This window comes from Streptomyces sp. NPDC048600, from assembly GCF_055587025.1.
Genome location: NZ_JBVJGZ010000026.1, coordinates 66,095 through 89,756 on the forward strand (window position 1 = coordinate 66,095; position 23,662 = coordinate 89,756).

Below are 23,662 nucleotides of genomic sequence, written 5' to 3' on the forward strand. Positions count from 1 at the left end.
TGCCCCGGCGACAGCCCTGCTCTCCGAGACGGACCATCCCTGGCGAACCGGCAAGGAGTGTCATGACGTATCCCATAGAGCCGTGCGGCGAGTGAAGCCGGACAGCCTCGGTGTGCGCCCCGAAGCGGAGGCATGGTGCTCGATCGGCACAGTGCCCCGGCCCCCTGCGGACGTGCTCGAGGCCGCGGGCAACCCCCGGCTCCGGCCGGCCCGCCCCGGCCTGCTGGAAATCCTGGGCATGGTGCTCGCGGCGCCCTTCCTGGCCGTTCTGTTCCTGCTGAAGCCTCTGCACGATGCGGAGGAGGCGCTCAAGCGATTCCTCGACACCAAGGAAGAGAAGGAACGGCGGCGAGCCAGGCGGGACGAGGAATCACGCCGGGACGCCCTCCTCGCCCAACGAGGCCTCGACCAGGTCTTCGACGGGAACTGGCAGGGCAACGCCGGGCGGTTGCTGCTGCTTTGGTTCGAGCAGTCCACGCACCCCGAACGGCTCGTCCTCGCGACACAGGACGGAATCATCCTGGCTGCTCCACCGCGACGTGTCGCCGTCGGACGGAGAAGGCGCATGCAGATCGTCTGCCGGATTCCCGCCGACATCGCCGCTCTGACCGCCCCTCTGTCGGGCGAGTTCGCGACGACGTGCCTGCTCATCAGCTTCCGCGACGGTTCATGGCTTCGTCTCGACACGGCAGAGCCACGCAGCGAACTCCACATGCACCTGCTCCGTCAGCCACGGCCCGACAGCTGACCGCCCCCGCCCGATGCGACCGGCGCGACCCGACGCACCCGGGCGGGTACGGCCGGACTCTCTCGCCCGTCACGTCCAACGAAGCGTGCCGGCCACCTTCACGCAGATCCTCCCGGGCTGAGGGGGACAACGCGAAAGCTCTGCAACGCCTCGTCGGCCAATGCCGTGATGCGCTCGCTCAGAACCACCCTCTCCCAGGTCACCGTGACGACGATGAGGCTCTGCATGTCAGGCGGAAAGAAGGCGTACCTGATGAACTCGGTCAGCTTCCGGCCGAAGCCGAACATGCGCTTGACCTCGAGCATCGCCTGCACCCGCACGGCCGGACCGGCGTCCAGTTCGAGGTGGGTGATCTCGGGATCGCCGGTGACTTTGGCATTGGCCCATTCCAGGAGCAACGGGGTGACCTCATCCGGGCCGGCACGGGCTACGCCCTCGTCCCCGTACGAGTCGACCACGAGGTTGGCCAGTGCCTCGCCTGCCTCGGAGTAGTACGCCGCCGCCAGGGTGGGTACGTCCTCGTTGAGGTCGACCGCCCGCTCGGCCATGTCGTCGAGAACCGCACTCTTCTCGATCTCCGGAGCAAGCGGGTTGAGCCTGTTCACCACCTCCGTAGCCATTGCCCTGGCCTCGGCCTGCGTCCCTTCTCTCAGCGTCAGGTCGATCCAGCCGGGCTGGAAGTCGAAGGCACATTCGAAGGTCTCGACCAAGGGGGCGAGGTCGTCAGGTGAAGGCATGCGCATTCCTTTCACGCAAGAGTGGTTGCCTCCACAGACAGCGTCTCCGCGAGCGCTTGGGCCTCTTCCTCCATGAGCGCCGAGATGCCGGGAGCGGTCCAGGAGACGAGCATCATGAGCGCGCTACGGGTACCGGGCGGCAGGACGCCGTAGGTGAGCGTTTCCACGAGGATTCCGGGACCGCCGGGCGGTGGATGACCGGCGGCGACGTTCTGCCGGACACGGACGGCCTCGCCGGCCGGAAGCACGGTGTGGGTGATCTGTGGTGGGCCGAAGTCGTCGGCGCTGAAGGTCTTGGCGAGCCACTCGAGCGTGATGACGGAGACCGCGTCATCAGGGTGGATCAAGTCCAGCTCCATGGTCGCCAGGGCGGTGTCGAAGCCGTCCGGGTAGAGCAGAAAGGCCTGGAGCGGATCCCGCTGCCGACTGTCGTCCAGCCGGGCCCGCAAGTCCTTGCGCACTGATCGCTGGTCGACGCCAAATCCAGCCGCCCTGCTGTCCTCGGCCAGCCGGGTGGCCGTGGCCTTTGCCCAGGCCCGGTCGTCATCCGGCACCCCTGTCGGCAGGCGCACCCAGTGCGGTGAAGTGGCGACTCCGTAGGTCAGGCCGGAAGTCATGCGGTCATTGCCTCCACACCAGTGAACCGGCGACGGCATCGAAAAGCCCGACCATGGCATCGGCGATATGCACCAGGGGCGTGGAGAAGGACAGCAGCAGATGCGCCTCGCGGCCCGGCACAGACACCTGGTAGCTCAAGGTGACCGAGGGCAGGGCATGGTCGTCGGTCTCCGGCTGCGAAACGGGATCCGGTCCGTCGGGGTCGACCCGGACCCTCACGGCCGTACCGGCCGCCAGTTCCACGACCGAAGCGGCAGGTCCGAGTTCGTCGGCGAGGGTCTCCGAGGAGGGAAGCGGCACTGGCACCAGGGTGATCAGCAGGGAGGCCGGGACGGTCAGGGCCCCGGCCTGCTGAAGGCTGATGTAGAGCTCGATCCCTCCCTCGTCATAGGCTTTGGCCGCCTGGAGCCGGAGGCTCTCCTGGAGTTGGCGCCTCAGGTTCGGTGCGTCGTCCACCCCGGCGAACTGCCTGTTCATCAGGGCCTTCACCGATCGCTCACGGTTCTCGGGCTCAAGGCGGATCCGGAACCAGCCCTCGGGCAGGAGTAATTGATAGTCGTACGGGGGGATGTTCACGGTCGGGACGTGTTCCGCGCTCATCGGAGCTCCTGCCCGGCAGGACGATCAAGTGTGAAGCGGCTGGCCAACTGGTGGCCCAGCACGGGCGCCAGCTCGGCCACGACGGTCAGTGCCGCGAGAACTCCGGCCCACCGCGCCGGGCTCTGATCCGAGGCGACTCCCAGGAGCGGCATCATTGCAAGGACGGGAACGACGATCGCCTCCCCACCGCCGATGACACGGGCCGACCAACTGGTCCGCCGACGTGCCTCCTTGCTGGTCAGCGGCGCCATCAGCCTGGCGTCGGTCGACATCATGTGAGTGTTGCGCCACTGGTCCGCAGACGAGTCGTGGAGCGTCTCCTCCACGACCGGCACACCCAGGGCCGTGACAAGCCGGGACCAGTTCTCCGCGCCCTCCGGTCCGGCGAACCACCATTGCCACGGTAGGTGAGCGCGTGCGGCGTCGGTGTCGTCCCGGAACTCCACGCCCAGGGTGGCGCCGGTGGAAGGGTCCACGATCCGCGTCAGACGGGTCGCCCCGTGTGCCTGGGAGCGCGGCAGCCAGCGCTCTTCCCCGGCCGTGCTCGTCAGTGAGATGTCCGAGGGCAGGACCCGCACAGCCGCCGTTCCGAGAAACCGGCGCGTTGCCCCGGCCCCTGGCTGGGGCGAGGGCCGGATGACCGTCTCGGCATCACGCGGTGCGCTCCGGCGACGTCGCTTCCACAGACCGAACCGGGCGGCGAGATCGCCTCCCGGCACGAGAAGCAGGGCGGCGGCGGACGCCAGGACGGTCCACCGGTTGCCGTGTCCGGTCATCGGGACGACGAGGAACAGCAGAAACCAGCCGAGCATCCCGACGCCCCGCACCCAGCTGTGCCATGCGGGCAACTCACGAAGCACGACACGGTCGTATCACCCGGAGTCCTCCGACTGCGACGGCACCGGGCCTTCGGTGAGCGGGATGCGCAGGTCGGCCAGGAGGGCGGGCAGACCCGTCCTCGTGAGGCACTGCCGCGGGCTGAGATCGGCCAGCCCGACCAGACCGGCTTCCGGGAGCCAGTCGGCAGCCGCGACCTGAAGAATCACTCGCCCCGAGGCGTCCTCCAGGTTGACGACACCCCAGCGTGCCGCGGACGCCTTCGGCCCTGATTCGGATCCTCTAACGTACACGGCCCGGTGAATGCCGCCCTGGCCCACCCGGTACCGCTTCTCCCGCAGCGTCCTGTCCCGGACAACGAGTTCCCGGTCCCCCAACGCGGTACGGCCGTAGACGCGGGCGTGCCGGACGACGTCCACGGCGGCAGCGTGAGCGCCTCGCGGACGCAGGGCGGGTTCCGGTGCGACGGTGCCGACCGGCGCTTCGCTAGCCATTGCTCGTTGTCCAGGCATCCTTGATTCCCGTCGCTCCCCAGAGGCCGCCGTCCAGTGCGTCCGTGCCGAGCATGTCCCCTATGGGTGCCGTGATCTGCTGCTTGTCAGCGGCGTCGATAAAGGTGGCAGCGGCGGTGGTGCCCTGCCAGATCTGCGTCTGGGTCCTGAAAGTGTCCAGCGCCGACTTCACCTCGTCGACATTACGCACCGCGGGCGCGATGTCGTCGATCTTCTGCGCCAGATCACCCAGGCCGCTGTCACCGATCTTGAAGCTCGCACCCTGCCAGGTGTTGTTCCGGAAGAGATCCCGCACATTGCTGTAGTTGATCTCCTTGGCGCCTTTGAGGCCGTCGATGCCTTCTTTGAAAATGGCCTTGGGGTTGAATGCCTCACCCAGTCGGGATGCTCCTGGGAACCATCCCTTGGGGGCACTGGCCATCGCCTGTGCGCCGGCCTTGCCGCGCAGGGCCCCTGTGCTCAGCCGGTTGGCGACCTTCCAGGCCTCGGCCTGCGCACGCTTGTAGGCCGCGCTGCCCGCCTTGGCGGTGACACTCCGCATGAACTGCCGGTACGCCGCCGACCGGGCGAGGGACCCGGCAGCCTCCGTGGCACCCCTGGCACCGGCCAGCGCGCCACGGCCGATACCCAGAGTCGCGAACCCGACGACGTCGAGTGCCACGTCGAACCAGCTTCCCTCCCCCGCGAGCGCGAGCAGGACATGGCCGACCAGCGACACCAGCGTGGCCAGCAGGGCGATGGAACCGAGGAGCCCGGCCAGGGCCTGCCCGATGACCGGAATCCAGCCCACCATCAGGGACAGGGTCCCGCAGATGGTGGCCACCCACCCTGCCGCGTCGACGATCCCCTGAATCCACCCGGCGTTGTCGTGCACCCAGTCCTTGAACCGGTCCCAGGTGCCGTCCTTCAGGCCGTCATGGTCGATGGCGTACCGAATGGCCTCACGCGCGCTGCGGGCGGCGGCGTCCCGTACTTCCTTCGCCGCCTCGAGGTCTCGCTTGGCCCGCTCCAGCGCCGACGTCGCGGCTTCCTGGCGGCTCTCCAGCTTCCTGCGGTCCGGATCGTCGTCCGGTGTGTTCTTGGGGAGTCTGTCGATCGCTCCGCTGCTCGACCTGTGCTCGTCGTGCGCGTCCTGAGCCGCACGCAGAGCCTTGGCGGCCATGGTCTGCGCCCGATGCAGCTCTGACGCGTACTCCTTGGAGTGACCTGCGTCGACAACCTTCTCGCCGAGGGCGTCGGCAGCGGCGTCGTACCGCTTGAAGGCCTTGCGGAGCTTTCCCTCCGCCTCCTCGGCCTGCTCTCTGAATTCCTCGGCCGTCTTGCTCTTCCACTGATCGACCGAGGAGAGTGCCCTGATCTCGTCGGCCTGCTTCTGGATGGCGTCGGCGGTCCTCCGTAACTCGCGACCGAGTCGGGCGACCTCATCCGGGTCTCCGGGGACGGGATCGGCCCCTTCGCCGATCACCGCCCACGCGTCCGCCCTGGGGCGCGTCACTTCGCTCCGCCCTTGCGCCCGGGCTTCTTCCTGTCGGTGCCTCGCAAGGCCTCGGCCAGCGCGTGGTCGAGATCGTCGTAGGTCTTCGCGGCGGTCGTGAGGATCCCGGAGAGCTTCTTCAACTCGTCCGTCAGCCGCTCCCGATGAACCTTCCAGTTGTCACCGAAGTCGTCGAAGACATCGACCAGGCCTTGGTCGCCCAGGGTGGAAACCCCGAGCCCCTCGGCAGGATTGGCGTTCTTGTCGAACTCCCGGTGAATCCTCGAGACAGAGTCGGCGCTGTCCTTGATGCGTTCGAGATCCGCGGTCTGGTCGGACATCTCTCCCCCAGTGCGACTGAGCCGGACGATGGGGCGAACGAGCAGCCCGCCCCATCGTCACGCGGTGGCCGGCCGCGGCCTACTTGCTCCGAGCCGCCTTCGCCAGCTCCTCATCGATCGACTCGAACTTGTCGGCGGCCGTGGTGAGGTAGTCGCCCATGCCGTCGAGGCCGTCGAGCGTGTCCTTCGTGCCGCGGACGAACTCGTCGAAGTTCTCGTCGAAGGCCTTGGAGGAGGACTTGGTGACGTAGCCGGACTGGACCAGGTTGTTGATGTACTTGCGCAGGCCCTCCAGCTTCTCCTGGAGCCGCTCCTTCTCCTTCACGACATGCTTGGCCGCGTCGCGCATGTCCTGGTATGTGATGTCAAGGTCCTTGGCCATGAAGCCGCTCCCTCTTCGCAACGCCGCAGGGCCAACCCCCGTGGCTCCCTGTTTGCGGACGTGTCGGTCTCGGCGCCTGGCCCGAGGGCCGGGTGGGGACCGGTCATGTCGTCCGCCTTGAGGCAGCAGCTTACGGGTGGGGCTTGTGGTGTCACATCCCGACCATGTGAACAAGACGCGCAGGCGCGTGTGCGAGATGTGTGGCCCACCGGGCCTGCGGACGACGGGCGTTGCCATCGGGAAGGATGCCCGGTCCCCCACTGCTCCCCTGTCACGGGGAGCGGCTATCGTCACGAGGACTCGCACTGGGGAGGACAAGCGTGCGCCTGACTCTGACCGTCGTCGACCCGTTCGGCGGGGGCTCCGCCGACGTCGTGCTCGATGCCGATCCCGAGTCCACCGTGGGGGACATCGCCCAGGAGCTGGCCAAGCAGGTCGGCGACATCGGGGCGCAGGTCATTCCCATCGGACAGCAGACCAGGGCCGGCAGCGCGCCGCTCGTCTACGTCGACGGGTACGCCGTCGACCCGGCCGCCACCGTCGTCGGATCGCCCCTGCGCGACGGCGCCGTGGTGAGCCTCCAGGACCCCGCCGGGTGCCTGCCGGGCGAGCCGACCGGGCTGGTCGAACTCCGGGTGGCCGGCGGGCCCGCCGCCGGGTTCGTGCACCGGCTCGGCGTCGGGCGCTATGACATCGGCAGCGGACCCGCCTCGTACATACGGCTCGACGACCCCGAGGTGGAGGCCCGCGCGCTCACCCTCTCCGTCGCCACCGACGGCACCTGCACCCTCGCCGTCCACGCCGAGGACAAGGAGACCGTCACCCTCGACGGCGAGCCGGTGGAGGACGACTCCTGGCCCCTCGACGCGCAGGTCGCCGTCGGCAACACCCTTCTGCAGCTGACCCGTTACTCCCCGCCCAACGCCGCCCTGAAGTGGTCCGAGGACGGCGTCGGGCTCGACTACAACCGGCCGCCCCGGCTGCGCCCGGCCGACCGGCAGACCACCTTCCGGCTGCCCAGCTCACCGCGCGACTACGAGGCCCGGCCGCTGCCCTGGCTGATGGCGCTCACTCCGCTGGTCGGCGCGGTCGTGGCGGTGCTGATCTTCCAGCGCTACTACTACCTGATCATGGCGGCCCTCAGCCCGATCCTGCTGTTCGCCAACTACTTCAACGACAAGAAGCACGGCCGCAAGTCGCACGCCAAGCAGGTCAAGGAGTACAAGGAGCAGAAGGAGCGGATCGAGGCCGACGCCCAGGAGGCCCTGCGCACCGAGCGCGACGACCGCCGCAAGGCCGTGCCCGACCCGGCCACCGTGCTGTCCATGGGCACCGGCCCGCGCACCCGGCTGTGGGAGCGGCGGCGTACCGACGCCGACCATCTGCTGTTGCGGGTCGGCACCGGGAAGCTGCCCTCCGAGGTCGTCCTCGACGATCCCGAGCAGGACGACCACCGCCGCCAGGTCACCTGGGACATCGAGAACGCGCCCGTCGCCCTGAACCTGCGCACCCTCGGCGTCCTCGGCATGGCCGGCCCCGGCGACAGCGCACGTGCCCTGGGGCGCTGGGCCGTTGCCCAGATCGCCGCCCTGCACAGCCCCATGGACGTCCAGTTCTGCGTGCTGAGCGACAACTCCGCGCGGGACAGCTGGGACTGGCTGCGCTGGCTGCCGCACGCCCGGCCCGCCTCGGGCATGGACGTGAACATTGTCATCGGCACGGACGCCGAGACCGTCGGCGCCCGCATCGGCGAACTGACGCAGGTCCTCGACGCCCGCAAGAAGGCCGCCGAGCAGAACCGCGGGCAGAAAGCCACCTTCTCCGACCCGGACATCGTCGTCGTCTGGGACGGATCACGGCGGCTGCGCTCGCTGCCCGGTGTCGTACGGCTGCTGCGCGAGGGGCCGTCGGTGTCGATGTTCGCGATCTGTCTGGACGCCGAGGAACGCTTCCTGCCCGGCGAGTGCCAGGCGTACGTCGTCGCCGAGCCGCAGGCCGAGGAGGAACAGCCCGCCGCGGACACCCCGCAGCCCGCCGCCGGAGGCTTCCCCTCCTTCCAGGCCTGGCACACCGCCGGCTCCCCGGAGCCCGGCCGCGCCGACGACCGCCCGCTCAAGATCCGGCTGCGCGTCGAGGAGGCCGGCGCCCAGCGGATCAAGGACGTACGGCCAGACTTCGTCTCGCCCGCCTGGTGTCTGCGGCTGGCCCGCTCGCTGGCGCCCCTGCGGGACATCAGCGGCGAGACCGAGGACTCGGCGCTGCCCGGCTCCTCCCGGCTGCTCGACGTCCTCCAGCTCGAACCGCCGACCGGCGACGCGATCGTGGCCCGCTGGCGGATGGGCGGGCAGTCGACGATGGCCGTGATCGGGGAGTCGTACGACGGCGCCTTCGGCATCGACATACGCAAGGACGGTCCGCACGGACTCATCGCCGGCACGACCGGTTCCGGCAAGTCCGAGCTGCTCCAGACCATCGTGGCGGCCCTGGCCGTGGCGAACACGCCCGAGAACATGACGTTCGTGCTCGTCGACTACAAGGGCGGCGCGGCGTTCAAGGACTGTGTCCACCTCCCGCACACCGTCGGCATGGTCACCGACCTCGACGCCCATCTCGTGGAACGGGCCCTGGAGTCGCTCGGCGCCGAGCTGCACCGGCGCGAGCACATCCTCGCCGCCGCCGACGCCAAGGACATCGAGGACTACCAGGACCTGGTGCGCCGCGACCCCTCGCACAAGCCGGTCCCCCGACTCCTCATCGTCATCGACGAGTTCGCCTCGATGGTCCGCGATCTGCCCGACTTCGTCACGGGACTCGTCAACATCGCCCAGCGTGGCCGGTCCCTCGGTATCCATCTGCTGCTCGCGACCCAGCGTCCTTCCGGTGTCGTCTCCCCCGAGATCCGCGCCAACACCAACCTCCGTATCGCGCTGCGCGTGACCGACGGCGGCGAGTCCTCCGACGTCATCGACTCGCCCGAGGCCGGCCACATCTCCAAGAACACGCCCGGCCGCGCCTACGCCCGCCTCGGCCACGCCTCCCTGGTGCCCTTCCAGTCCGGCCGGGTCGGCGGCCGCAGGCCCGGTGCCGCCGACCCGGCCGCGCTCGCGCCCTGGGTGGGCGCGCTGTCCTGGGAGGACCTCGGCCGCGCGGCGCTCGCCAAGCCGAAGTCCGAGGCCCGCGAGGACGACGAGATCACCGACCTGAAGGTGCTGGTCGACACCGTCCGCGAGGCCAACCGCACGCTCGGCATCCCCGCCCAGCACAGCCCCTGGCTGCCCGCGCTGGACGAGACGCTGCTGCTGGAGGACATCCGGGTCCCGGCCTTCACCGGGGCTACGGGCACGCTGCCGCCGGCGCCGTACGGCATCGAGGACCTGCCCGCGCAGCAGGCCCGCCGCCCGGTCGTGGTCGACTTCTCCGGCTTCGGCCATCTGATGATCGGCGGCGCCCCGCGCAGCGGCCGCTCCCAGGTGCTGCGCACCATCGCGGGCTCGCTGGCCCGTACGCACTCCGTCGCCGACGTCCATCTGTACGGCATCGACTGCGGCAACGGCGCGCTCAACGCCCTGACCCGGCTGCCGCACTGCGGCGCGGTGGTCAGCCGCAACCAGACCGAGCGCGTGATCCGGCTGGTCAACCGTCTCAAGGGCGAACTCTCGCGCCGTCAGGACCTGTTGGCGGACAAGGGCTTCGCGGACATCGGCGAGCAGCGGGCCGCCGTGGCCGCGGAGGAGCGGCTGCCGCACATCGTGGTGCTGCTGGACCGCTGGGAGGGCTGGGTGCCCACGCTCGGCGAGGTGGACCACGGCTCGCTCACCGACGAGCTCCAGACGATCATGCGGGAGGGCGCCAGCGTCGGCGTCCACCTGGTCCTGACCGGTGACCGCACGCTGCTGGTCGGCCGGATCGCCACCCTCACCGAGGACAAGTACGGTCTGCGGCTCGCCGACCGCGCCGACTTCTCCGCGCTCGGCATCCCGGCCCGCAAGGTCCCCGAGGAGATCCCGCCGGGCCGCGGCTTCCGCAACGAGTCCGGTACGGAGACGCAGTTCGCGCTGCTCTCCGAGGACACCACCGGCCAGGGCCAGGCGGCGGCGCTCACCGCGATCGGCGAGGCGGCCGCGGCGCGGGACGCCGAAGTGCCGCGCTCCCGGCGCCCGTTCCGTGTCGACAGCCTGCCCAGCCGGATCTCCTTCCCCGACGCCTGGGAGATGCGCGACCCGGAGTCCTCGCGCGCCAGGCTGTGGGCGCTGGCCGGCATCGGCGGCGACGAGATCGAGGGCCTCGGCCCCGATCTGTCCGACGGCGTACCGGCGTTCGTCGTGGCGGGCCCCGCCAAGTCGGGCCGCTCCACGGTCCTGATGAACATCGCCCAGTCGTATCTGAAGCAGGGCGTACGGCTGGTCGTCGCGGCTCCCCGCCAGTCCCCGCTGCGGCAACTGGAGGGCACGGAAGGCGTGCTGAAGGTCTTCACCGGCGACGACATCGACGAGGACGAGTTCGAGGAGCTGATCGACGAGGCCGAGCCGTCGACGGACGAGCCGGTCGCCGTCCTGATCGACGACGCGGAGATCCTGGAGGACGCCGACGCGGCGAGCCAGTTCAAGAAGATCGTGTCCCGGGGCACCGAGCGGGGCCTCGCCCTCGTCATCGCCGGTGACGAGGAGGACGTCTGCAGCGGCTTCTCCGGCTGGCAGGTCGACGCCAAGAAGGCGCGGCGCGGCATCCTCCTCTCCCCCCAGGAGTCCTCCAGCGGCGATCTCATCGGCCTGCGCCTGTCCCGCAGCCTGGTCGGCGGCCAGATCGCCCCGGGCAAGGGCATGCTGCACCTCGGCGACGGGGAGCTGCGCACGGTCGTGGTGCCGGGGTAGGGGCGATGGCTGGCGGCTCGGCACGGCCGAAGCGCAGAAGGGCGGCACCCGCGAGCCTGCGCTACGACAGCCGACGCGGGCGGCTGCCCCGGGCGAAGGACGGGGACCGGTACCAGGTGCTCGGCTGCCTGGGCATCCTCCTCGGCTTCCTGGCGCTCGTCGGGCCGGTGGCCGTCGGCACGACGGTCTGGGGCGAGACGGTCTGGGGCGAGACGGCGGCCGCCTGGCCCGGCGGCGGCTACGGACTGGCCGCCACGGTCGGCGCCGTGGTCCCCTTCGCCCTGGCGGCGTTCATCGCCCCGCTCACCCGGATGAACTGGGGCGCGAGCAAGGTCCGTTCGCTCGCCTGGGCCGCCTCCGCCCTCCCCGGGCTGCTCGCCTGCCAGGCGCTCGGCACGGTGATCTCCGGCGTCATACGCCCCAAACGCAGGCGGGACTGGGACGCGGCGTGCTACAGCGAGGGCGGCCCCTGCTGGGTGCATGTGCACTACCCGTGGGTCTGGCTGGTCGGCCTGCTCGTCACGCTCGCCGTGACCGCGCTCGCGATCACGGCGCTCGTGCGCTTCGGCCCCCACCCCGAGGAGCGGCCCGCCGCCGAGCCGGAGTCCGCTACCTGACCCTGGACATCCGCGCCTCGGGATTGCCCGACTCGGCGCTGTCCGACTGCCAGGTGAGGTCGTCACCGGTGGGGACGAGGCGGACGGTGGTGCGGGCCGGGTTGCAGCCGTCGTGGTTGCCCTTCGCGCCGACGGAGACGGCCACGAGCTGCTTCTCCGTCGCCTGCTTCAGGGTCAGTACGTCGGTGCAGGTGCGGCCCGCGATGTCCGTCTGGACCAGCCGGCCGAGCTCCTCGCCCACGGCGGCCTGACGGACGGTGATCCGGAACTTCCCGATGGGCAGGACGCCGTCCAGGGCGGTGCCCTGGCCCTCCCAGGTGCCGAGGTAGCGCTTGGGCACACCGCCCGCCGCGGGCGCGGACGCCGACGGGCTGGGGGCCGAGGAGTAGGCGTCCTTGGCGCTGCCGTCCGCGGAGTCCCGGCGGTCGCCGGGCAGCAGGTCGAACACGAACACCGACCCGACCGTCACCGCTGCCAGCGCGCCCGCCACCGCGAGGACCAGGGAGCAGCTCAGCCGCCGCCCGCGCCCGTCCGTGCCCGGTGCCGCGTCGGCGGCCACGCTGACGGAGAACCGGCCTGGGCGGCCGGCGGCCGGTGCCCCGGACCCGGGCCGTCCGTCCGTGGGCCATTCGTCCGTGGGCCATCCGCCCGTGGGCTGCCCGGAGGGCATCACCGGCGGCGGCCCGAACGCCCCGGCCGCCCCCTGCGAAGGCGCCCCGGCCCCGGTGCCGGAACCGTACGCAGGCGCGCCGAACCCGGTGCCGGAGCCCTGCGAGGGCATCCCGAATCCCGTGCCGGAACCGGTCGAAGGTGTCTCGAGTCCCGTGCCCGAACCGGCCGAAGGCGCCCCGAAGACACCGCCGCCCGTGCCGCCCGGCGAGGTCGTCCCCGGCCCGGCGTCGACCGCGCCGCCCGTCGGGGCCACCCCCAGCCGCACATCCCCCGACGCGCCCTGCGAGGGCACCCCGAAGCCCACCGGTCCGGACGGCGGGGTGTCCGGCTCGCCCGCGTCCAGGTTCAGCAGCCTCACGGCGCTGCGGCTGACCCGTTCCACCAGGGCCCCCGGCAGCCAGCCGCCGGAGACCAGTCGGGCCGCGCCCTCGGGGGCCAGCCGGCGGGCCACGTCGCCGGGGGCCGGCCGCGCGCCCGGCTCCTTGGCCAGGCAGTCGGCGACCAGCTCACGCAACTCGCCCTCCAGGCCGTCCAGTTCCGGTTCCTCGTGGACGACCTTGTAGAGCAGGGCGGCGGAGGAGTCGCCGGGGAAGGGCGGTTCGCCGGTCGCGGCGTAGGCGAGGACCGCGCCGAGGGAGAAGACGTCGGCGGCGCCGGTGACGCCTTTGCCGAGGATCTGCTCGGGCGACATGTAGCCGGGCGAGCCGACGGAGACGCCGGTCGACGTCAGGGACGCCGTGCCGTCGGTGGCGCGGGCGATGCCGAAGTCGATGAGGAGCGGCCCGTCGAGGGTGAGCAGCACGTTGGAGGGCTTCACGTCGCGGTGGACCAGGTCCAGGCCGTGCACCACGGTCAGCGCCTCCGCGAGCCCCGCCCCCAGCGCCCGTACGGTGGGCTCGGGCAGCGCGCCGCCGCCCGCGACCGCCGCGGTCAGGGACGGCCCGGCGGCGTACGCGGTGGCCACCCACGGCACGGGGGCCTCGGGGTCGGCGTCCAGCACCGGCGCGGTCCACGCGCCGCCGACCCGCCGGGCCGCCGTCACCTCGCGGCGGAAGCGGGCCCGGAACTCCTCGTCCAGCGCGAAGTGCGGATGCACCACCTTCACGGCGACCGTACGGCCGCCCGCGCTGCGCCCCAGATAGACCCGGCCCATGCCGCCGGAGCCCAGCCGGCCGAGCAGCCGGTAGGGCCCCACGGCCGTGGGCTCGTCCATGCCGAGCGGCTGAATGGCGTCCACTCGTCCTCCCCCGTACGCCTGACTGGTCAGCAGCGTAGTGCCGTGCTCATGGCTGGAGGAGGTCCACCTTCACGTCCGCGGGGAAGCCGGTGGTCGGGCCGACCCTGCGGGCGAACTCGGTGACGGCCGCGAGCTGGTGCTCGCCGAAGCGGAAGTCGAGGGTGGTGAAGTACCGTTCCAGCACCTGCTCGTCGAAGGCTTCCCAGCGGGCGGCCTGTTCGGCGACCTTGGCGACCTCTTCGAGGGAGAGGTTGCGGGAGGCGAGGAAGGCCTCGTGGACCTGGCGGGTGATGACGGGTTCGCGCTCCAGGTAGTCGCGGCGGGCCGCCCAGACGGCGAAGACGAAGGGCAGGCCGGTCCACTCCTTCCACAGCGCGCCGAGGTCGTGGACCGTCAGGCCGTAGCGGGGGCCGTCGAGGAGGTTGGCGCGCAGGGCGGCGTCGCCGATCAGGACGGCCGCGTCCGCCTCCTGCATCATCAGGGAGAGGTCGGGCGGGCAGGTGTAGTAGTCCGGCGTGACGCCGTAGCGCTCGGCCAGCAGGAGCTGGGCGAGGCGGACCGAGGTGCGCGAGGTGGAGCCGAGGGCGACGCGGGCGCCGTCCAGGCGCTCCAGCGGCACCTGGGAGACGATCACGCAGGACATGACCGGGCCGTCGCAGCCGACCGCGATGTCGGGGAAGGCGACCAGGTCGTCGGCGTTGCGGAGGAACTCGACGAGGGTGATCGGACCGATGTCGAGGTCGCCGCGGACCAGCCGCTCGCTGAGCTTCTCAGGGGTGTCCTTGGTCAGCTCGAAGTCGAGGAGCGTGCCGGTTCTCGCGAGCCCCCAGTACAGGGGCAGGCAGTTCAGGAACTGGATGTGGCCGACACGCGGCCGGGTGCGAGAATTGTCCACATCGTGAGGCTAGACCCTGTCGGTGCGCGGCCCGCGTCCGGCCCCCGCGGGCCACGCCGATGCCACCTCGGCGACATCTTCCGCGCCACCCCGGCGGCACCTTCCGCGCCACCCCGGCGTCAGCGGCGTGACAAACTCGTCAAACGTCCGGGTGACGTGATCTTGCCCTCTATTGCTTTGGGCTGCCCGCGTGCTAGGCTCGCCGCAAGTTGCAGTTTGGTTTCCCTTGCAGTACAGAGCCTGCGGAGCATGTGACCGCGGGCTCTCGTCGTTTTCAGACATATGCAGTTGTGCAGAATCTCGTCTTCACGGTTGCTGGTTCTGGAGCAGGGCAACCCTTTTGAGCCCAAGGAGGGCTTATGGCTACCGGAACCGTGAAGTGGTTCAACGCCGAAAAGGGCTTTGGCTTCATCGCCCAGGAAGGCGGCGGCCCCGACGTCTTCGTCCACTACTCCGCGATCAACGCGAGCGGCTTCCGCTCGCTCGAGGAGAACCAGCAGGTGTCCTTCGACGTCACGCAGGGCCCGAAGGGCCCGCAGGCGGAGAACGTCACCCCGGTCTGATCGTCCGGAACCTTCCGATCCGGCTGGCCGGATCGGTTCGATCCGACTTTTGATCGAAACCGAGTGCAGCACCCAAGGAGCCCCGCAGCCGTTCACGGCAGCGGGGCTCCTGCCTTTGCGATCACCAACCCGCGGTGAATTCTCCGCGAATACCTCAGACGTGCTGCATGACCAGTACGAAGCGACTGCCGGGTTCCAGTGCCTCGTAAGCGTGCGGCACATCTCCGCGATAGGACATGTAGTCGCCGGGGCCGAGTTCCACGCTCTCTCCGCGCGGACCGGCTTTGACTTTCCCCGTACTGACGACGAGGTGCTCCACCGTTCCCGGAATGTGCGGTTCCGAATCGCGTACGGTGCCCGGTTCCAACAGGATGTCGTAGATGTCCCTGCGCACCCCGGGCGGGCTCGCGGACAGCAGGGTCGCGATGTAGTCGGCCTGATCGGAGCGGACCGCGGGGCCCTGCCCGGACCGGATCACCCGGACGGACGGCACCGGCGGCTCCACCAGCGCGCTGAACGGCACACCTAGTGCCACCGCCAGCGCCCAGATGGTCTCCATGCTCGGATTGCCGCTCGCCGCCTCCAGTTGGGACAGCGTGGACTTGGCGATCCCGGCGCGCTTGGCCAGTTCCGACAGGGAGAGCCCGACGCGGGCACGCTCGCGCCGCAGTGCGGCGGCGATCCAGTCGAGAGGGAGGCGGGGCGGCACGGAACCCGTCATCGTCGTTCGCTCCATCGGTACGCTGCGTTCGCCTTGACGAACACTGGGGATGCTGTTCATTGTAGAAGACATGCGTTCGGCACAGCGAACACCACGCTTCGGTTCCCTCGACCCCGGTCTCCTGCGGGATGTCGCCCTCGTCTGTCTCGCGGGCGGGATCGTCGGTGTCTCCTTCGGCGCGATCGCCGTCGCGGGCGGCCTGCCGGTGTGGGTGCCGGTGGTGATGTCCCTGGTGGTCTACGCGGGCTCGGCCCAGTTCAGCGCGGTCGGCGTACTCCTCGCCGGGGGCGGGCCCGTCGCCGCGGCGGCCACCGGACTGCTCCTCAACACCCGTACGGCCGCCTTCGGTCTGGCCGTCGCCCCGGTGATCGGACGCGGGCGGCTCGCCCGGCTGGCCGGCGCGCACCTGGTCACCGACGAGACGGTCGCCTTCGCCCTCGCCCAGCAGGACCCGGCCCGCCGCCGCGCCGCCTTCTGGCTCAGCGGCATCGCCCTGTTCGCCGTCTGGAACGCCGGCGTCGCCGTCGGCGCCCTGGCCGGAACCGCCCTCGGCGACACCGCCCGCTACGGACTCGACGCGGCCTTCCCCGCCGTCCTCGTCGCCCTGGTGCTGCCGGCCCTGCGGGGGGACGCGGGGCTGCGCCGGGCCGCGCCGACGGGCGCCGCCCTGGCCCTCGCGGCGACGCCGTTCGTCCCTGCCGGGGTCCCGGTACTGCTCGCCCTCGCGGGCCTGGCACTGTACGGCGGCCCGCGCGCGAAGGGCCGTACGGCGTGAACGCGACCGTCGGCATGATCCTCGCGCTGGCCCTGGGCACCTACGCCTTCCGGCTGGTGGGCCCCGCACTGCACGGCCGGGTGGAGATCCCGCCCCGGGTGCGCGAACTGCTGGCCGCAGGTGCCGTGGTGCTGCTGACCGCGCTGCTCGCCACCGGGGCGCTGACCGAGGCCGCCGGTTTCGCGGGCTGGGCCCGGCCGGCCGGGGTCCTGGTGGCCGGGGTGCTGGCCTGGCGCCGGGCGCCCTTCGCGGTCGTGGTGCTGGGCGCGGCGGCGGCGACCGCCGTGCTGCGGGCGGCCGGGGTGGCGTAGCGGGCGGTGCCCGGAGCGCGGCCGGGTGTCAGTGGGGGCCGCTAAGGTCCGCCGCCATGACCGACTCCGACTTCCTCACCGCCACCCGCGTCTTCTACGACGCCATCGCCGAGGACTACGCCGACCGCTTCCTCGGCAAGGACGCCGCCCACCCACTGGACCGCGCCCTGCTCGCGGCCTACGCCGAGCTGGTGACCGGGCCCGGGCAGGTGGCCGATCTCGGCTGCGGCCCTGGCCGGCTGACCGCGCACCTCGCCGGACTGGGCCTGGACGTCTACGGGCTGGACCTGTCGGCGTCCATGCTGGCGGTGGCCCGCCGCGAGAACCCCGCCCTGCGGTTCGAGCAGGGCTCGATGCTGGACCTGGACGTGCCCGAGGGGCGGCTCGCCGGGATCGTCAGCTGGTACTCCTCCATCCACACCCCTGTGGAGCGGCTGCCCGCCCTGTTCGCCGGGTTCCGCCGCGCTCTGGCCCCCGGCGCCCCGCTGCTGATGGCCTTCCAGGCCGGTGACGTCCCGCGCCGTCTGGAGCGGCCGTTCGGGCACCCGGTGACCCTCGACTTCCTGCGCAGGAGGCCCGAGGCCATGGCCGCGCTGCTGGCGGAGGCGGGGTTCACCCCGCTCTCGCGGACGCTGCGGGAGCGGGACGATTCGCTGGGCGAGTCCACTCCGCAGGCCTTCCTGGTCGCCGTCAGGTCTGACTGACCCATTCCTGGGCCGTGTTGGCCCTTGGGGGTGTCGGCTCCTGGGGCGTGCTGGCTCCTAGGGGGTGTCGGCGATGTCGCGCGCGGCGACGTAGCCGAAGGTCATCGCCGGTCCGATCGTCGAGCCCGCGCCCGCGTACGAGCGTCCCATGACGGCCGCGCTCGCGTTCCCGGCCGCGTACAGCCCCGGGATCGCCGAGCCGTCGGGGCGCAGCACGCGGGCGCGGGCGTCCGTCACCAGCCCGCCCTTGGTGCCCAGGTCCCCGGGCACGATCCGGAAGGCGTAGTAGGGCGGCAGCCACAGCGGCGCGAGACAGGAATTCGGCAGCACGGCTGGGTCGGTGTAGTAGTGGTCGTAGGCGCTGTCGCCGCGGCGGAAGTCGGTGTCCCGGCCCTGCCACGCGAGGGAGTTGAAGCGGTTCACCGTGGCTCGCAGCGCGGCGCCCGGCACCCCGGTCGCCGCGGCCAGCGCGTCCAGGGTCCAGGCCTTGCGCGCGGCGCCGGAGGCGTACCAGTCGGCGGGGAGCGGCAGAGTCGGGGCGACGTCCTTGAACAGGTACCGGTTGCGGTAGTGCTGGTCGGTGATCAGCCAGGCCGGGATGGCCGGGTGGGCCGGGTCGCGGTCGTACATGGTGTGCACCACGTCGCCGTAGGGCGCGGCCTCGTTGACGAAGCGGGCGCCCGAGGCGTCGACCATGAGGGAGCCCGGCAGGGTCCGTTCGGCGAGGCAGAAGTACGGGTTGCCCGGTACGTCGACGGCCGGGCCCCACCAGGCCTCGTCCATCAACGCCAGTGCGCCGCCCGCGTGCTGGCCGGCCCGGATGCCGTCGCCGGTGTTCTCCTTCGCCCCGGCCGTCCACTCGGTGCCGATCGGCTGGCGCTGGTACGCGGCCCGCATGGCGGCGTTGTGCTCGAAGCCGCCCGAGCCGACGATCACTCCCCGCCGGGCGCGGACGAGGCCCATGACGCCCTCGCGGGTGACCACGGCTCCCCGGACGGCGCCCTGTTCGACGAACAGTTCCGTCAGCGCGGTCCCGTACCGGAGTGGCACCCCGGCCGAGGCGAGCCCCGCGCGCAGGCCGGCCGCCAGCGACTGTCCCATGGTGAGCGGCTTCTGGCCGAGCAGCGCGGCCTTCGTCCCGCGGGCCAGGCACTCCGCAGCGACGGCCGCGCCCTTCACACTCACCGCCGCCAGTGCGAGCCACTTGTAGTCGGCGCTGAAGACCACCATGCCGGCCGGGGTGGCCAGGTACGGCGGGTTCAGGCGGGCGAGTTCGGCGCCGAGGACGTTGCCGTCGAGCTGGTCGGGCTCGATCGATCGCCCACCGGGCAGACCGCCGGGCAGCTCCGGGTAGTAGTCGCTGTAGCCCTCCATCCAGCGGAACCGCAGCGGGCTGCGGGCCATGACCAGGGACAGCATGGCCGGGCCGTGGGCCAGGAACGCCGCCTGCCGGTCGGCGGCGACCTCCGGGCCCACGACCGCCGCGAGGTACGCGGCCGCCTTCGCGGGGCTGTCGGGGACACCGGCCGCGCGCAGCACCGGGTTGTCCGGGATCCAGATGCCCGCCCCGGACCGGGCCGTCGAGCCGCCGAAGGTCGCCGCCTTCTCCAGCACCACGCAGCTGAGCCCGTGCGCGGCTGCCGTGAGCGCGGCCGTCATCCCGGCGGCGCCGGACCCGATGACGACGACGTCGTACGTCCCGAGCAGCGGGAGGTCCGCCGCGCTCGCGCCCTGGGAGACGCCCGCCGCGACGGCGAGCGAGGCCCCGGCGCCGAGGGCGAGGACACGTCTGCGTGAGGGCCGCTGTTCCACGGACATACCGCCTCCGCCTGGTCAGGAACGGGAGAAGCGGTCGGACTGTCGCGCGGGGGTCTTGTGAAGTCAATAGCGACTCGGGGGCGGGCGCGGAAACCCCGCCGGACACGCGGGCGGAGTGGGGCCGGCCGCGGTGCCGTACGGGGCGGTTCGTGGGGCGTGCGGGGTGCGTGGGTCAGAGGCGTCCGGTCGTGCTCCGGTCGTCGAGTACGGCGACGCAGTCCGCCCAGGCCGGCTCGCTGAGCAGTGGCCTCAACCGGCCGAACAGGTCGAGCAGTTCGGCGCCCCACAGGGCGCGGAAGCCCTCGTCGCGGCCGGCGAGGTCGAGCTCGTTGGCGGCGGTCAGCTCGGCGAAGTCGCGGCGCAGGCGCGGGGTGGGGACGACGGGCCGGCCGGTGAAGCGGTCGTGCAGGGGCGCGCCGGGGTCGGCCAGGACGGCGTAGGTGGCTTGCCGGTCGCAGCTGCCGTACGTGTAGACGATCTCCTCGGCCTCCGGGCCGATCAGGGCGGCGAGTTCGGCGCGGCGGTCCAGCGGGAGGAGGGTGGTGGGGAAGCCGTCGGTGCCGTAACAGGCGTGGCAGAGGCCGGCCAGCTGGAGGGCGGGGCGGGCGTCCCAGGCGGCGAGGCGGCGCCGGACCCGGTCGAGGTGGGCGAGCAGGGTGCCGCCGGGGTGGGCGATGGCTTCGGCGCCCGACCGGCGGAGGAATTCCAGGACCTGGCTCGGCATGAGGGGAGTCCCTTCACTGTGGGGCCCCGGCTGGGTCGGCACCCGCCCCCGGATCCTCGCGCTGGTCCGGACCTCGGCGGGACGGGGAGCGGGTTGCCGCCCTGGGCCCATGGAGATCGTCGCGCAACTGGCGGAGCCCAGTCAATCCTAAGGATTTCTCTCCAACTCCAAGTAAATGCTTGGGTATTGTCGCGGCATGACCCTCGACGACCTACGCGTGTTCGTGGCGGTGTGCCGGGCCGGCAGCCTCAGTGCGGTGGCCCGGGAGCTCGGCTGTACGCAGTCGGCGGTGAGCCAGCATGTGAAGCGGCTGGAGCGGGAGACGGGCGTGAGTCTGCTGGAGCGGCTGCCGCGCGGCGTGGCGCCGACGGGCGCGGGGCGGGTGCTGGAGGCGGCCGCGGCGGAGGGCATCGCCGGGCTGGATCTGGCGGTGCGGCGGCTGCGGGACCTCGCGGACGGGGAGAGCGGCTCGGTGCGGGTGGCGACGGGTGCGACGACCGTGCGGCACTTCATGGCGGACGCGATCGTCGCCTTCCGGCGGCTGCATCCGAAGGTCAACCTGGAGTTCCGTACGGAGAGTTCGAGCCGGGCTTGCTACACGGCGCTGGCCGACAGTGCGCTGGATCTGGCCTGGATCACGCTCGGGGAGCCCGTGCGGGGGATCGAGCAGCGGGCGGTGGCGGAGCTGCCGTGGGTGCTGGCCGTACGGCCCGAGGACCCGCTGGCCGGGCGGGAGCGGCTGGGCGTCCGGGACCTCGCCGCGCTGCCCGAGCCGCGGCTGATCCGGCTGCCGCCGAACTCGGCGTCCGCGGCTCATCTTGACTCGGCCTGCGCGGAGTTGGGTGTGCGGTTCGCCTTCGACACGGGGGTGGCCGACTGGGACACCGCGTTGCTGCTGGCGGAGCTGGGGCTCGGGCGGGCGCTGGTGCCGGGGCGGCCGGGGCTGCCGGCGTCGGGGGCGGCCGGGGGTGGGCGTCTGCGGTTGCTGCCGCTGCCTGAGATACGTCCTCTGCGGGTGGGGTGGGCGGTGCGGCGGTGGTCGGCGTTGACGCCTGCGGCTCGGGCGTTCGCGGACGTGGTCGCCACGGCCCGCGCGGCGGACCCCGTCTTCTCACCCTCCCGCCCCGCGTAGCCGCCCCGCGGACGACTCCGCGCAGTTCCCCGCACCCCTTTACGCGCGGCGCCGCCGTGGCTGATCGCGCAGTTCCCCGCGCCCCCAAGAAGGGGCGCATCCCTGACGCACCTCAAGCGAAAACCCCCTACGGGGCGGGGGGGAACTGCGCGAACAACCACCACGCACCCGCAGCCCGAAACGAACAGCAACCTACCCAGCTGGTCGCGCAGTTCCCCGCGCCCCCAAGGAGGGCGTGCACGGCCGGCCGCGCTCCCGGTCAGGGGCGGTACAAGGACTCCACCGTGGAGGCGAAGTCGGTCAGGATCGACTGGCGGCGGAGTTTCATGGAAGGGGTCAGATGGCCGGTCGACTCGGTGAAGTCGGTGGGGAGGACGGTGAAGCGGCGGATGGACTCGGGACGGGAGACCAGACGGTTCGCGTCGTCGACGGCCCGCTGCAGAACCTGGAGCAACTCGGCGTCGTCCACCAGGAGTTCCGCAGGAACCGCATGCTTGCCGCGCATGCGGCGCCAGTGGCCGACCCCCTCCATGTCGAGGGTGATGAGCGCGGCGACGAAGGGGCGGCCCTCGCCGACGAGGAGGCACTGGGAGATCAACGGATGGGAGCGCAGCCAGTTCTCCAGCGGAGCCGGGGCGACGTTCTTGCCGCCCGCGGTGATGATGATCTCCTTCTTGCGGCCGGTGATGACGAGGTAGCCCTCGTCGTCGAGGCGGCCGAGGTCACCAGTCGGGAACCAGCCGTCCGGCGTCGCCGGGACCACTCCCCCGGCGGCCGGATCCCAGTAGCCGCGGAAGACCTGGTTGCCGGACAGCAGGATCTCCCCGTCGGCCGCGATCCGCACCCGCGTGCCGGGCAGCGGCCAGCCGACCGTACCGAGGCGGGGCCGCAGCGGCGGCGTGACGGTGGCCGCGCCGGTCGTCTCGGTCAGACCGTAGCCCTCGTACACGGTGATGCCCGCGCCCGCGTAGAACGCGGCGAGGTCACGGCCCAGCGGTGAGCCCCCGCAGATGATGTGCCGGAGCCGGCCGCCGAGCGCGCCGCGCACCCGGCGGTAGACCAGCGGGTCGTACAGCGCGCGGGCCGCCTTCAGGGCCGTGCCCGGACCGGAGCCGCCGTGCCGGGCGGCCTCCAGCGCCTCGCCGTAGCGGCGCGCGGTACCCGCCGCGCGGGCGAACGCGGCGCCCCTGCCGGAGCGTTCGGCGTTGGCGCGGGCATTGTTGAAGACCTTCTCCAGCATGTACGGGATGGCCAGCAGGAAGGTCGGCCTGAACGCTGCCAGGTCGGCCAGCAGATCCTCGGCCTTGAGGCTGGGCGCGTGGCCGAGCCGGACCCGGGCGCGCACGCACGCCACGGCCACCATCCGCCCGAACACGTGAGACAGCGGCAGGAACAGCAGCGTGGCGGGCTCGCCGCCGATCTTCTCCCTGAAGACCGGGTAGAGCAGTTCGACGGCGTTGTCGACCTCGGCGAGGAAGTTGCCGTGGGTGAGGGCGCAGCCCTTGGGGCGGCCGGTGGTGCCGGAGGTGTAGACGAGCGTGGCGAGGGTGTCCGGGCCCAGCACCCCGCGCCGTACGGCGACTTCCTGGTCCTGCACCTGCGCGCCGAGCTCCGCCAGCCGGTCCACATGACCCTTGTCGATGGTCCACAGATGCCGCAGGTCGGGCAGTTGTCCCAGTTCGGGGCCGAGCGCGGCGGCCTGTCCGGCGTCCTCGGTGATCAGCGCGACGGCGCCGGAGTCCTGGAGGATCCAGCGGGTCTGGAAGGCGGAGGAGGTCGGGTAGACGGGCACGGTCACCAGTCCGGCGGCCCACGCGGCGAAGTCCAGCAGCGTCCACTCGTAGCGGGTGCGGGCCATCACGGCGAGCCGGTCGCCGGGCGCGAGCCCCTCGGCGATCAGCCCCTTGGCCACGGCCAGCACCTCCGCGGCGAACTCGGCCGCGCCGACGTCACGCCAACTCCCGTCCGGCATACGGCGGCTGAGGACGGCCAGGTCCGGGTCGGCGGACGCGTTCTCGAAGGGCAGGTCGGCGAGCGAGCCGTGCGACACGGGCGGCACGAGCGGCGGTACCGCCGCCTCGCGCACCTCGCCGTCCAGCCTGCGCAGCTCGGGCTCCACCAGCACCGGGCCGCCGTCCGGGTCGTACTCCAGGGTCGACTCGACCGACGGTTCGGGCACGGACGGGGACGAGTACGAGATCGGCATGTCGGCTCCTGAGACCTGTAGCTGCGTCCGGGGTCGGGCTGCAAGGAAGTACGCGGGGCCCGTGCCGCGGCGTTCACGGTCCGGTGCCGGCGGGCACGGCGACGCACGGGATCACCGGCGGTCAGGTGCGTGATCGTACGGTCCCCTCATGGGGGCTTCGTGCGGGT

Annotated in this window: 22 protein-coding genes; 8 read left to right on the plus strand and 14 right to left on the minus strand. The window is 71.8% G+C overall.

The window, feature by feature from the left end; all coding sequences use genetic code 11:
- Positions 1 to 172: 172 nt before the first annotated feature.
- Positions 173 to 748, plus strand: coding sequence for a hypothetical protein (locus ACZ6SQ_RS29435; RefSeq protein WP_469567323.1), 576 nt, complete (start codon positions 173 to 175; stop codon positions 746 to 748).
- A 98-nt stretch (positions 749 to 846) separates the two neighbouring features.
- On the opposite strand, the gene ACZ6SQ_RS29440 is transcribed toward ACZ6SQ_RS29435, so the two are convergent.
- From ACZ6SQ_RS29440 to ACZ6SQ_RS29475, 8 genes are all read right to left on the minus strand, one after another.
- The gene (locus tag ACZ6SQ_RS29440) at positions 847 to 1,485 is read right to left on the minus strand and encodes a hypothetical protein (RefSeq protein ID WP_469567326.1); all 639 of its coding nucleotides are present in this window, start codon (positions 1,483 to 1,485) and stop codon (positions 847 to 849) included.
- A gap of 11 nt (positions 1,486 to 1,496) precedes the next feature.
- Positions 1,497 to 2,102 (minus strand): hypothetical protein, encoded by a 606-nt coding sequence (locus ACZ6SQ_RS29445; protein WP_469567329.1) that lies wholly within the window; start codon positions 2,100 to 2,102, stop codon positions 1,497 to 1,499.
- Positions 2,103 to 2,106: 4 nt separating this feature from the next.
- Positions 2,107 to 2,703 carry a hypothetical protein gene (locus tag ACZ6SQ_RS29450; protein ID WP_469567331.1) on the minus strand — a complete coding sequence of 199 codons (597 nt, stop codon included), beginning with the start codon at positions 2,701 to 2,703 and terminating at the stop codon, positions 2,107 to 2,109.
- Positions 2,700 to 3,563, minus strand: a complete 864-nt coding sequence (locus ACZ6SQ_RS29455; protein ID WP_469567333.1) for a hypothetical protein — start codon at positions 3,561 to 3,563, stop codon at positions 2,700 to 2,702. The genes ACZ6SQ_RS29450 and ACZ6SQ_RS29455 overlap by 4 nt, the downstream gene beginning before the upstream one ends.
- Before the next feature lie 12 nt (positions 3,564 to 3,575).
- Entirely contained in the window at positions 3,576 to 3,959 is a 384-nt protein-coding gene (locus tag ACZ6SQ_RS29460) for a hypothetical protein (protein ID WP_469567335.1), read from the minus strand.
- A 67-nt stretch (positions 3,960 to 4,026) separates the two neighbouring features.
- Positions 4,027 to 5,517, minus strand: coding sequence for a putative T7SS-secreted protein (locus ACZ6SQ_RS29465; protein ID WP_469567337.1), 1,491 nt, complete (start codon positions 5,515 to 5,517; stop codon positions 4,027 to 4,029).
- A gap of 26 nt (positions 5,518 to 5,543) precedes the next feature.
- The gene (locus ACZ6SQ_RS29470) at positions 5,544 to 5,867 is read right to left on the minus strand and encodes a hypothetical protein (protein ID WP_469567339.1); all 324 of its coding nucleotides are present in this window, start codon (positions 5,865 to 5,867) and stop codon (positions 5,544 to 5,546) included.
- Positions 5,868 to 5,946: 79 nt separating this feature from the next.
- Positions 5,947 to 6,249 (minus strand): WXG100 family type VII secretion target, encoded by a 303-nt coding sequence (locus tag ACZ6SQ_RS29475; RefSeq protein WP_386380551.1) that lies wholly within the window; start codon positions 6,247 to 6,249, stop codon positions 5,947 to 5,949.
- Positions 6,250 to 6,569: 320 nt separating this feature from the next.
- On the opposite strand from ACZ6SQ_RS29475, the gene ACZ6SQ_RS29480 reads away from it, so the two are divergent.
- Both ACZ6SQ_RS29480 and ACZ6SQ_RS29485 read left to right on the plus strand, forming a co-directional pair.
- Positions 6,570 to 11,120 (plus strand): FtsK/SpoIIIE domain-containing protein, encoded by a 4,551-nt coding sequence (locus ACZ6SQ_RS29480; protein WP_469567341.1) that lies wholly within the window; start codon positions 6,570 to 6,572, stop codon positions 11,118 to 11,120.
- Between the two features lie 5 nt (positions 11,121 to 11,125).
- Positions 11,126 to 11,737 (plus strand): hypothetical protein, encoded by a 612-nt coding sequence (locus ACZ6SQ_RS29485; RefSeq protein ID WP_469567343.1) that lies wholly within the window; start codon positions 11,126 to 11,128, stop codon positions 11,735 to 11,737.
- On the opposite strand, the gene ACZ6SQ_RS29490 is transcribed toward ACZ6SQ_RS29485, so the two are convergent.
- On the minus strand, positions 11,730 to 13,637 hold the full coding sequence (locus ACZ6SQ_RS29490; protein WP_469567448.1) for a serine/threonine-protein kinase: 1,908 nt from the start codon (positions 13,635 to 13,637) through the stop codon (positions 11,730 to 11,732). The genes ACZ6SQ_RS29485 and ACZ6SQ_RS29490 overlap by 8 nt on opposite strands.
- A gap of 55 nt (positions 13,638 to 13,692) precedes the next feature.
- Entirely contained in the window at positions 13,693 to 14,541 is an 849-nt protein-coding gene (locus ACZ6SQ_RS29495; RefSeq protein ID WP_389332845.1) for a menaquinone biosynthetic enzyme MqnA/MqnD family protein, read from the minus strand.
- A 359-nt stretch (positions 14,542 to 14,900) separates the two neighbouring features.
- Between ACZ6SQ_RS29495 and ACZ6SQ_RS29500 the strand changes: the two genes are divergently transcribed.
- The gene (locus ACZ6SQ_RS29500) at positions 14,901 to 15,104 is read left to right on the plus strand and encodes a cold-shock protein (RefSeq protein WP_003992177.1); all 204 of its coding nucleotides are present in this window, start codon (positions 14,901 to 14,903) and stop codon (positions 15,102 to 15,104) included.
- A 154-nt stretch (positions 15,105 to 15,258) separates the two neighbouring features.
- Here the strand turns inward: ACZ6SQ_RS29500 and ACZ6SQ_RS29505 are convergent, their stop codons facing one another.
- Positions 15,259 to 15,825, minus strand: a complete 567-nt coding sequence (locus ACZ6SQ_RS29505; protein ID WP_469567450.1) for a helix-turn-helix domain-containing protein — start codon at positions 15,823 to 15,825, stop codon at positions 15,259 to 15,261.
- A 70-nt stretch (positions 15,826 to 15,895) separates the two neighbouring features.
- Here ACZ6SQ_RS29505 and ACZ6SQ_RS29510 point away from each other — a divergent pair, with 70 nt between their 5' ends.
- Genes ACZ6SQ_RS29510 through ACZ6SQ_RS29520 form a run of 3 tightly spaced genes read left to right on the plus strand, consistent with a single transcriptional unit; the run spans position 15,896 to position 17,615 of the window.
- Entirely contained in the window at positions 15,896 to 16,600 is a 705-nt protein-coding gene (locus ACZ6SQ_RS29510) for an AzlC family ABC transporter permease (RefSeq protein ID WP_469567345.1), read from the plus strand.
- Positions 16,601 to 16,614: 14 nt separating this feature from the next.
- Entirely contained in the window at positions 16,615 to 16,911 is a 297-nt protein-coding gene (locus ACZ6SQ_RS29515) for an AzlD domain-containing protein (protein ID WP_469567452.1), read from the plus strand.
- Between the two features lie 56 nt (positions 16,912 to 16,967).
- A complete protein-coding gene (locus tag ACZ6SQ_RS29520; RefSeq protein ID WP_469567347.1) occupies positions 16,968 to 17,615 on the plus strand; it encodes a class I SAM-dependent methyltransferase in 648 nt (215 codons plus the stop codon).
- A 57-nt stretch (positions 17,616 to 17,672) separates the two neighbouring features.
- Here the strand turns inward: ACZ6SQ_RS29520 and kstD are convergent, their stop codons facing one another.
- Together kstD and ACZ6SQ_RS29530 are read right to left on the minus strand one after the other, a co-directional pair.
- Entirely contained in the window at positions 17,673 to 19,433 is a 1,761-nt protein-coding gene (gene kstD / locus ACZ6SQ_RS29525) for a 3-oxosteroid 1-dehydrogenase (protein ID WP_469567350.1), read from the minus strand.
- Positions 19,434 to 19,605: 172 nt separating this feature from the next.
- On the minus strand, positions 19,606 to 20,157 hold the full coding sequence (locus ACZ6SQ_RS29530; RefSeq protein ID WP_469567353.1) for a DUF6817 domain-containing protein: 552 nt from the start codon (positions 20,155 to 20,157) through the stop codon (positions 19,606 to 19,608).
- Between the two features lie 196 nt (positions 20,158 to 20,353).
- Here ACZ6SQ_RS29530 and ACZ6SQ_RS29535 point away from each other — a divergent pair, with 196 nt between their 5' ends.
- Positions 20,354 to 21,289: a LysR family transcriptional regulator gene (locus tag ACZ6SQ_RS29535; RefSeq protein ID WP_469567355.1), complete on the plus strand. Its 936-nt coding sequence runs from the start codon at positions 20,354 to 20,356 to the stop codon at positions 21,287 to 21,289.
- Between the two features lie 259 nt (positions 21,290 to 21,548).
- Here ACZ6SQ_RS29535 and ACZ6SQ_RS29540 read toward each other — a convergent pair whose 3' ends face one another.
- Positions 21,549 to 23,495, minus strand: a complete 1,947-nt coding sequence (locus ACZ6SQ_RS29540) for an AMP-dependent synthetase/ligase (protein ID WP_469567358.1) — start codon at positions 23,493 to 23,495, stop codon at positions 21,549 to 21,551.
- Between the last annotated feature and the right edge of the window lie 167 nt (positions 23,496 to 23,662).

Excerpts from the sequence above, each read along its gene's own strand:
- ACZ6SQ_RS29440 (WP_469567326.1), bottom strand. The coding sequence starts at position 1,485 with ATGCCTTCACCTGACGACCTCGCCCCCTTGGTCGAGACCTTCGAATGT.
- ACZ6SQ_RS29445 (WP_469567329.1), bottom strand. The coding sequence starts at position 2,102 with ATGACTTCCGGCCTGACCTACGGAGTCGCCACTTCACCGCACTGGGTG.
- ACZ6SQ_RS29450 (WP_469567331.1), bottom strand. The coding sequence starts at position 2,703 with ATGAGCGCGGAACACGTCCCGACCGTGAACATCCCCCCGTACGACTAT.
- ACZ6SQ_RS29470 (WP_469567339.1), bottom strand. The coding sequence starts at position 5,867 with ATGTCCGACCAGACCGCGGATCTCGAACGCATCAAGGACAGCGCCGAC.
- ACZ6SQ_RS29475 (WP_386380551.1), bottom strand. The coding sequence starts at position 6,249 with ATGGCCAAGGACCTTGACATCACATACCAGGACATGCGCGACGCGGCC.
- ACZ6SQ_RS29485 (WP_469567343.1), top strand. The coding sequence starts at position 11,126 with ATGGCTGGCGGCTCGGCACGGCCGAAGCGCAGAAGGGCGGCACCCGCG.
- ACZ6SQ_RS29500 (WP_003992177.1), top strand. The coding sequence starts at position 14,901 with ATGGCTACCGGAACCGTGAAGTGGTTCAACGCCGAAAAGGGCTTTGGC.
- ACZ6SQ_RS29505 (WP_469567450.1), bottom strand. The coding sequence starts at position 15,825 with ATGACGGGTTCCGTGCCGCCCCGCCTCCCTCTCGACTGGATCGCCGCC.
- ACZ6SQ_RS29510 (WP_469567345.1), top strand. The coding sequence starts at position 15,896 with ATGCGTTCGGCACAGCGAACACCACGCTTCGGTTCCCTCGACCCCGGT.
- ACZ6SQ_RS29515 (WP_469567452.1), top strand. The coding sequence starts at position 16,615 with ATGATCCTCGCGCTGGCCCTGGGCACCTACGCCTTCCGGCTGGTGGGC.
- ACZ6SQ_RS29520 (WP_469567347.1), top strand. The coding sequence starts at position 16,968 with ATGACCGACTCCGACTTCCTCACCGCCACCCGCGTCTTCTACGACGCC.
- kstD (WP_469567350.1), bottom strand. The coding sequence starts at position 19,433 with ATGTCCGTGGAACAGCGGCCCTCACGCAGACGTGTCCTCGCCCTCGGC.
- ACZ6SQ_RS29530 (WP_469567353.1), bottom strand. The coding sequence starts at position 20,157 with ATGCCGAGCCAGGTCCTGGAATTCCTCCGCCGGTCGGGCGCCGAAGCC.
- ACZ6SQ_RS29535 (WP_469567355.1), top strand. The coding sequence starts at position 20,354 with ATGACCCTCGACGACCTACGCGTGTTCGTGGCGGTGTGCCGGGCCGGC.
- ACZ6SQ_RS29540 (WP_469567358.1), bottom strand. The coding sequence starts at position 23,495 with ATGCCGATCTCGTACTCGTCCCCGTCCGTGCCCGAACCGTCGGTCGAG.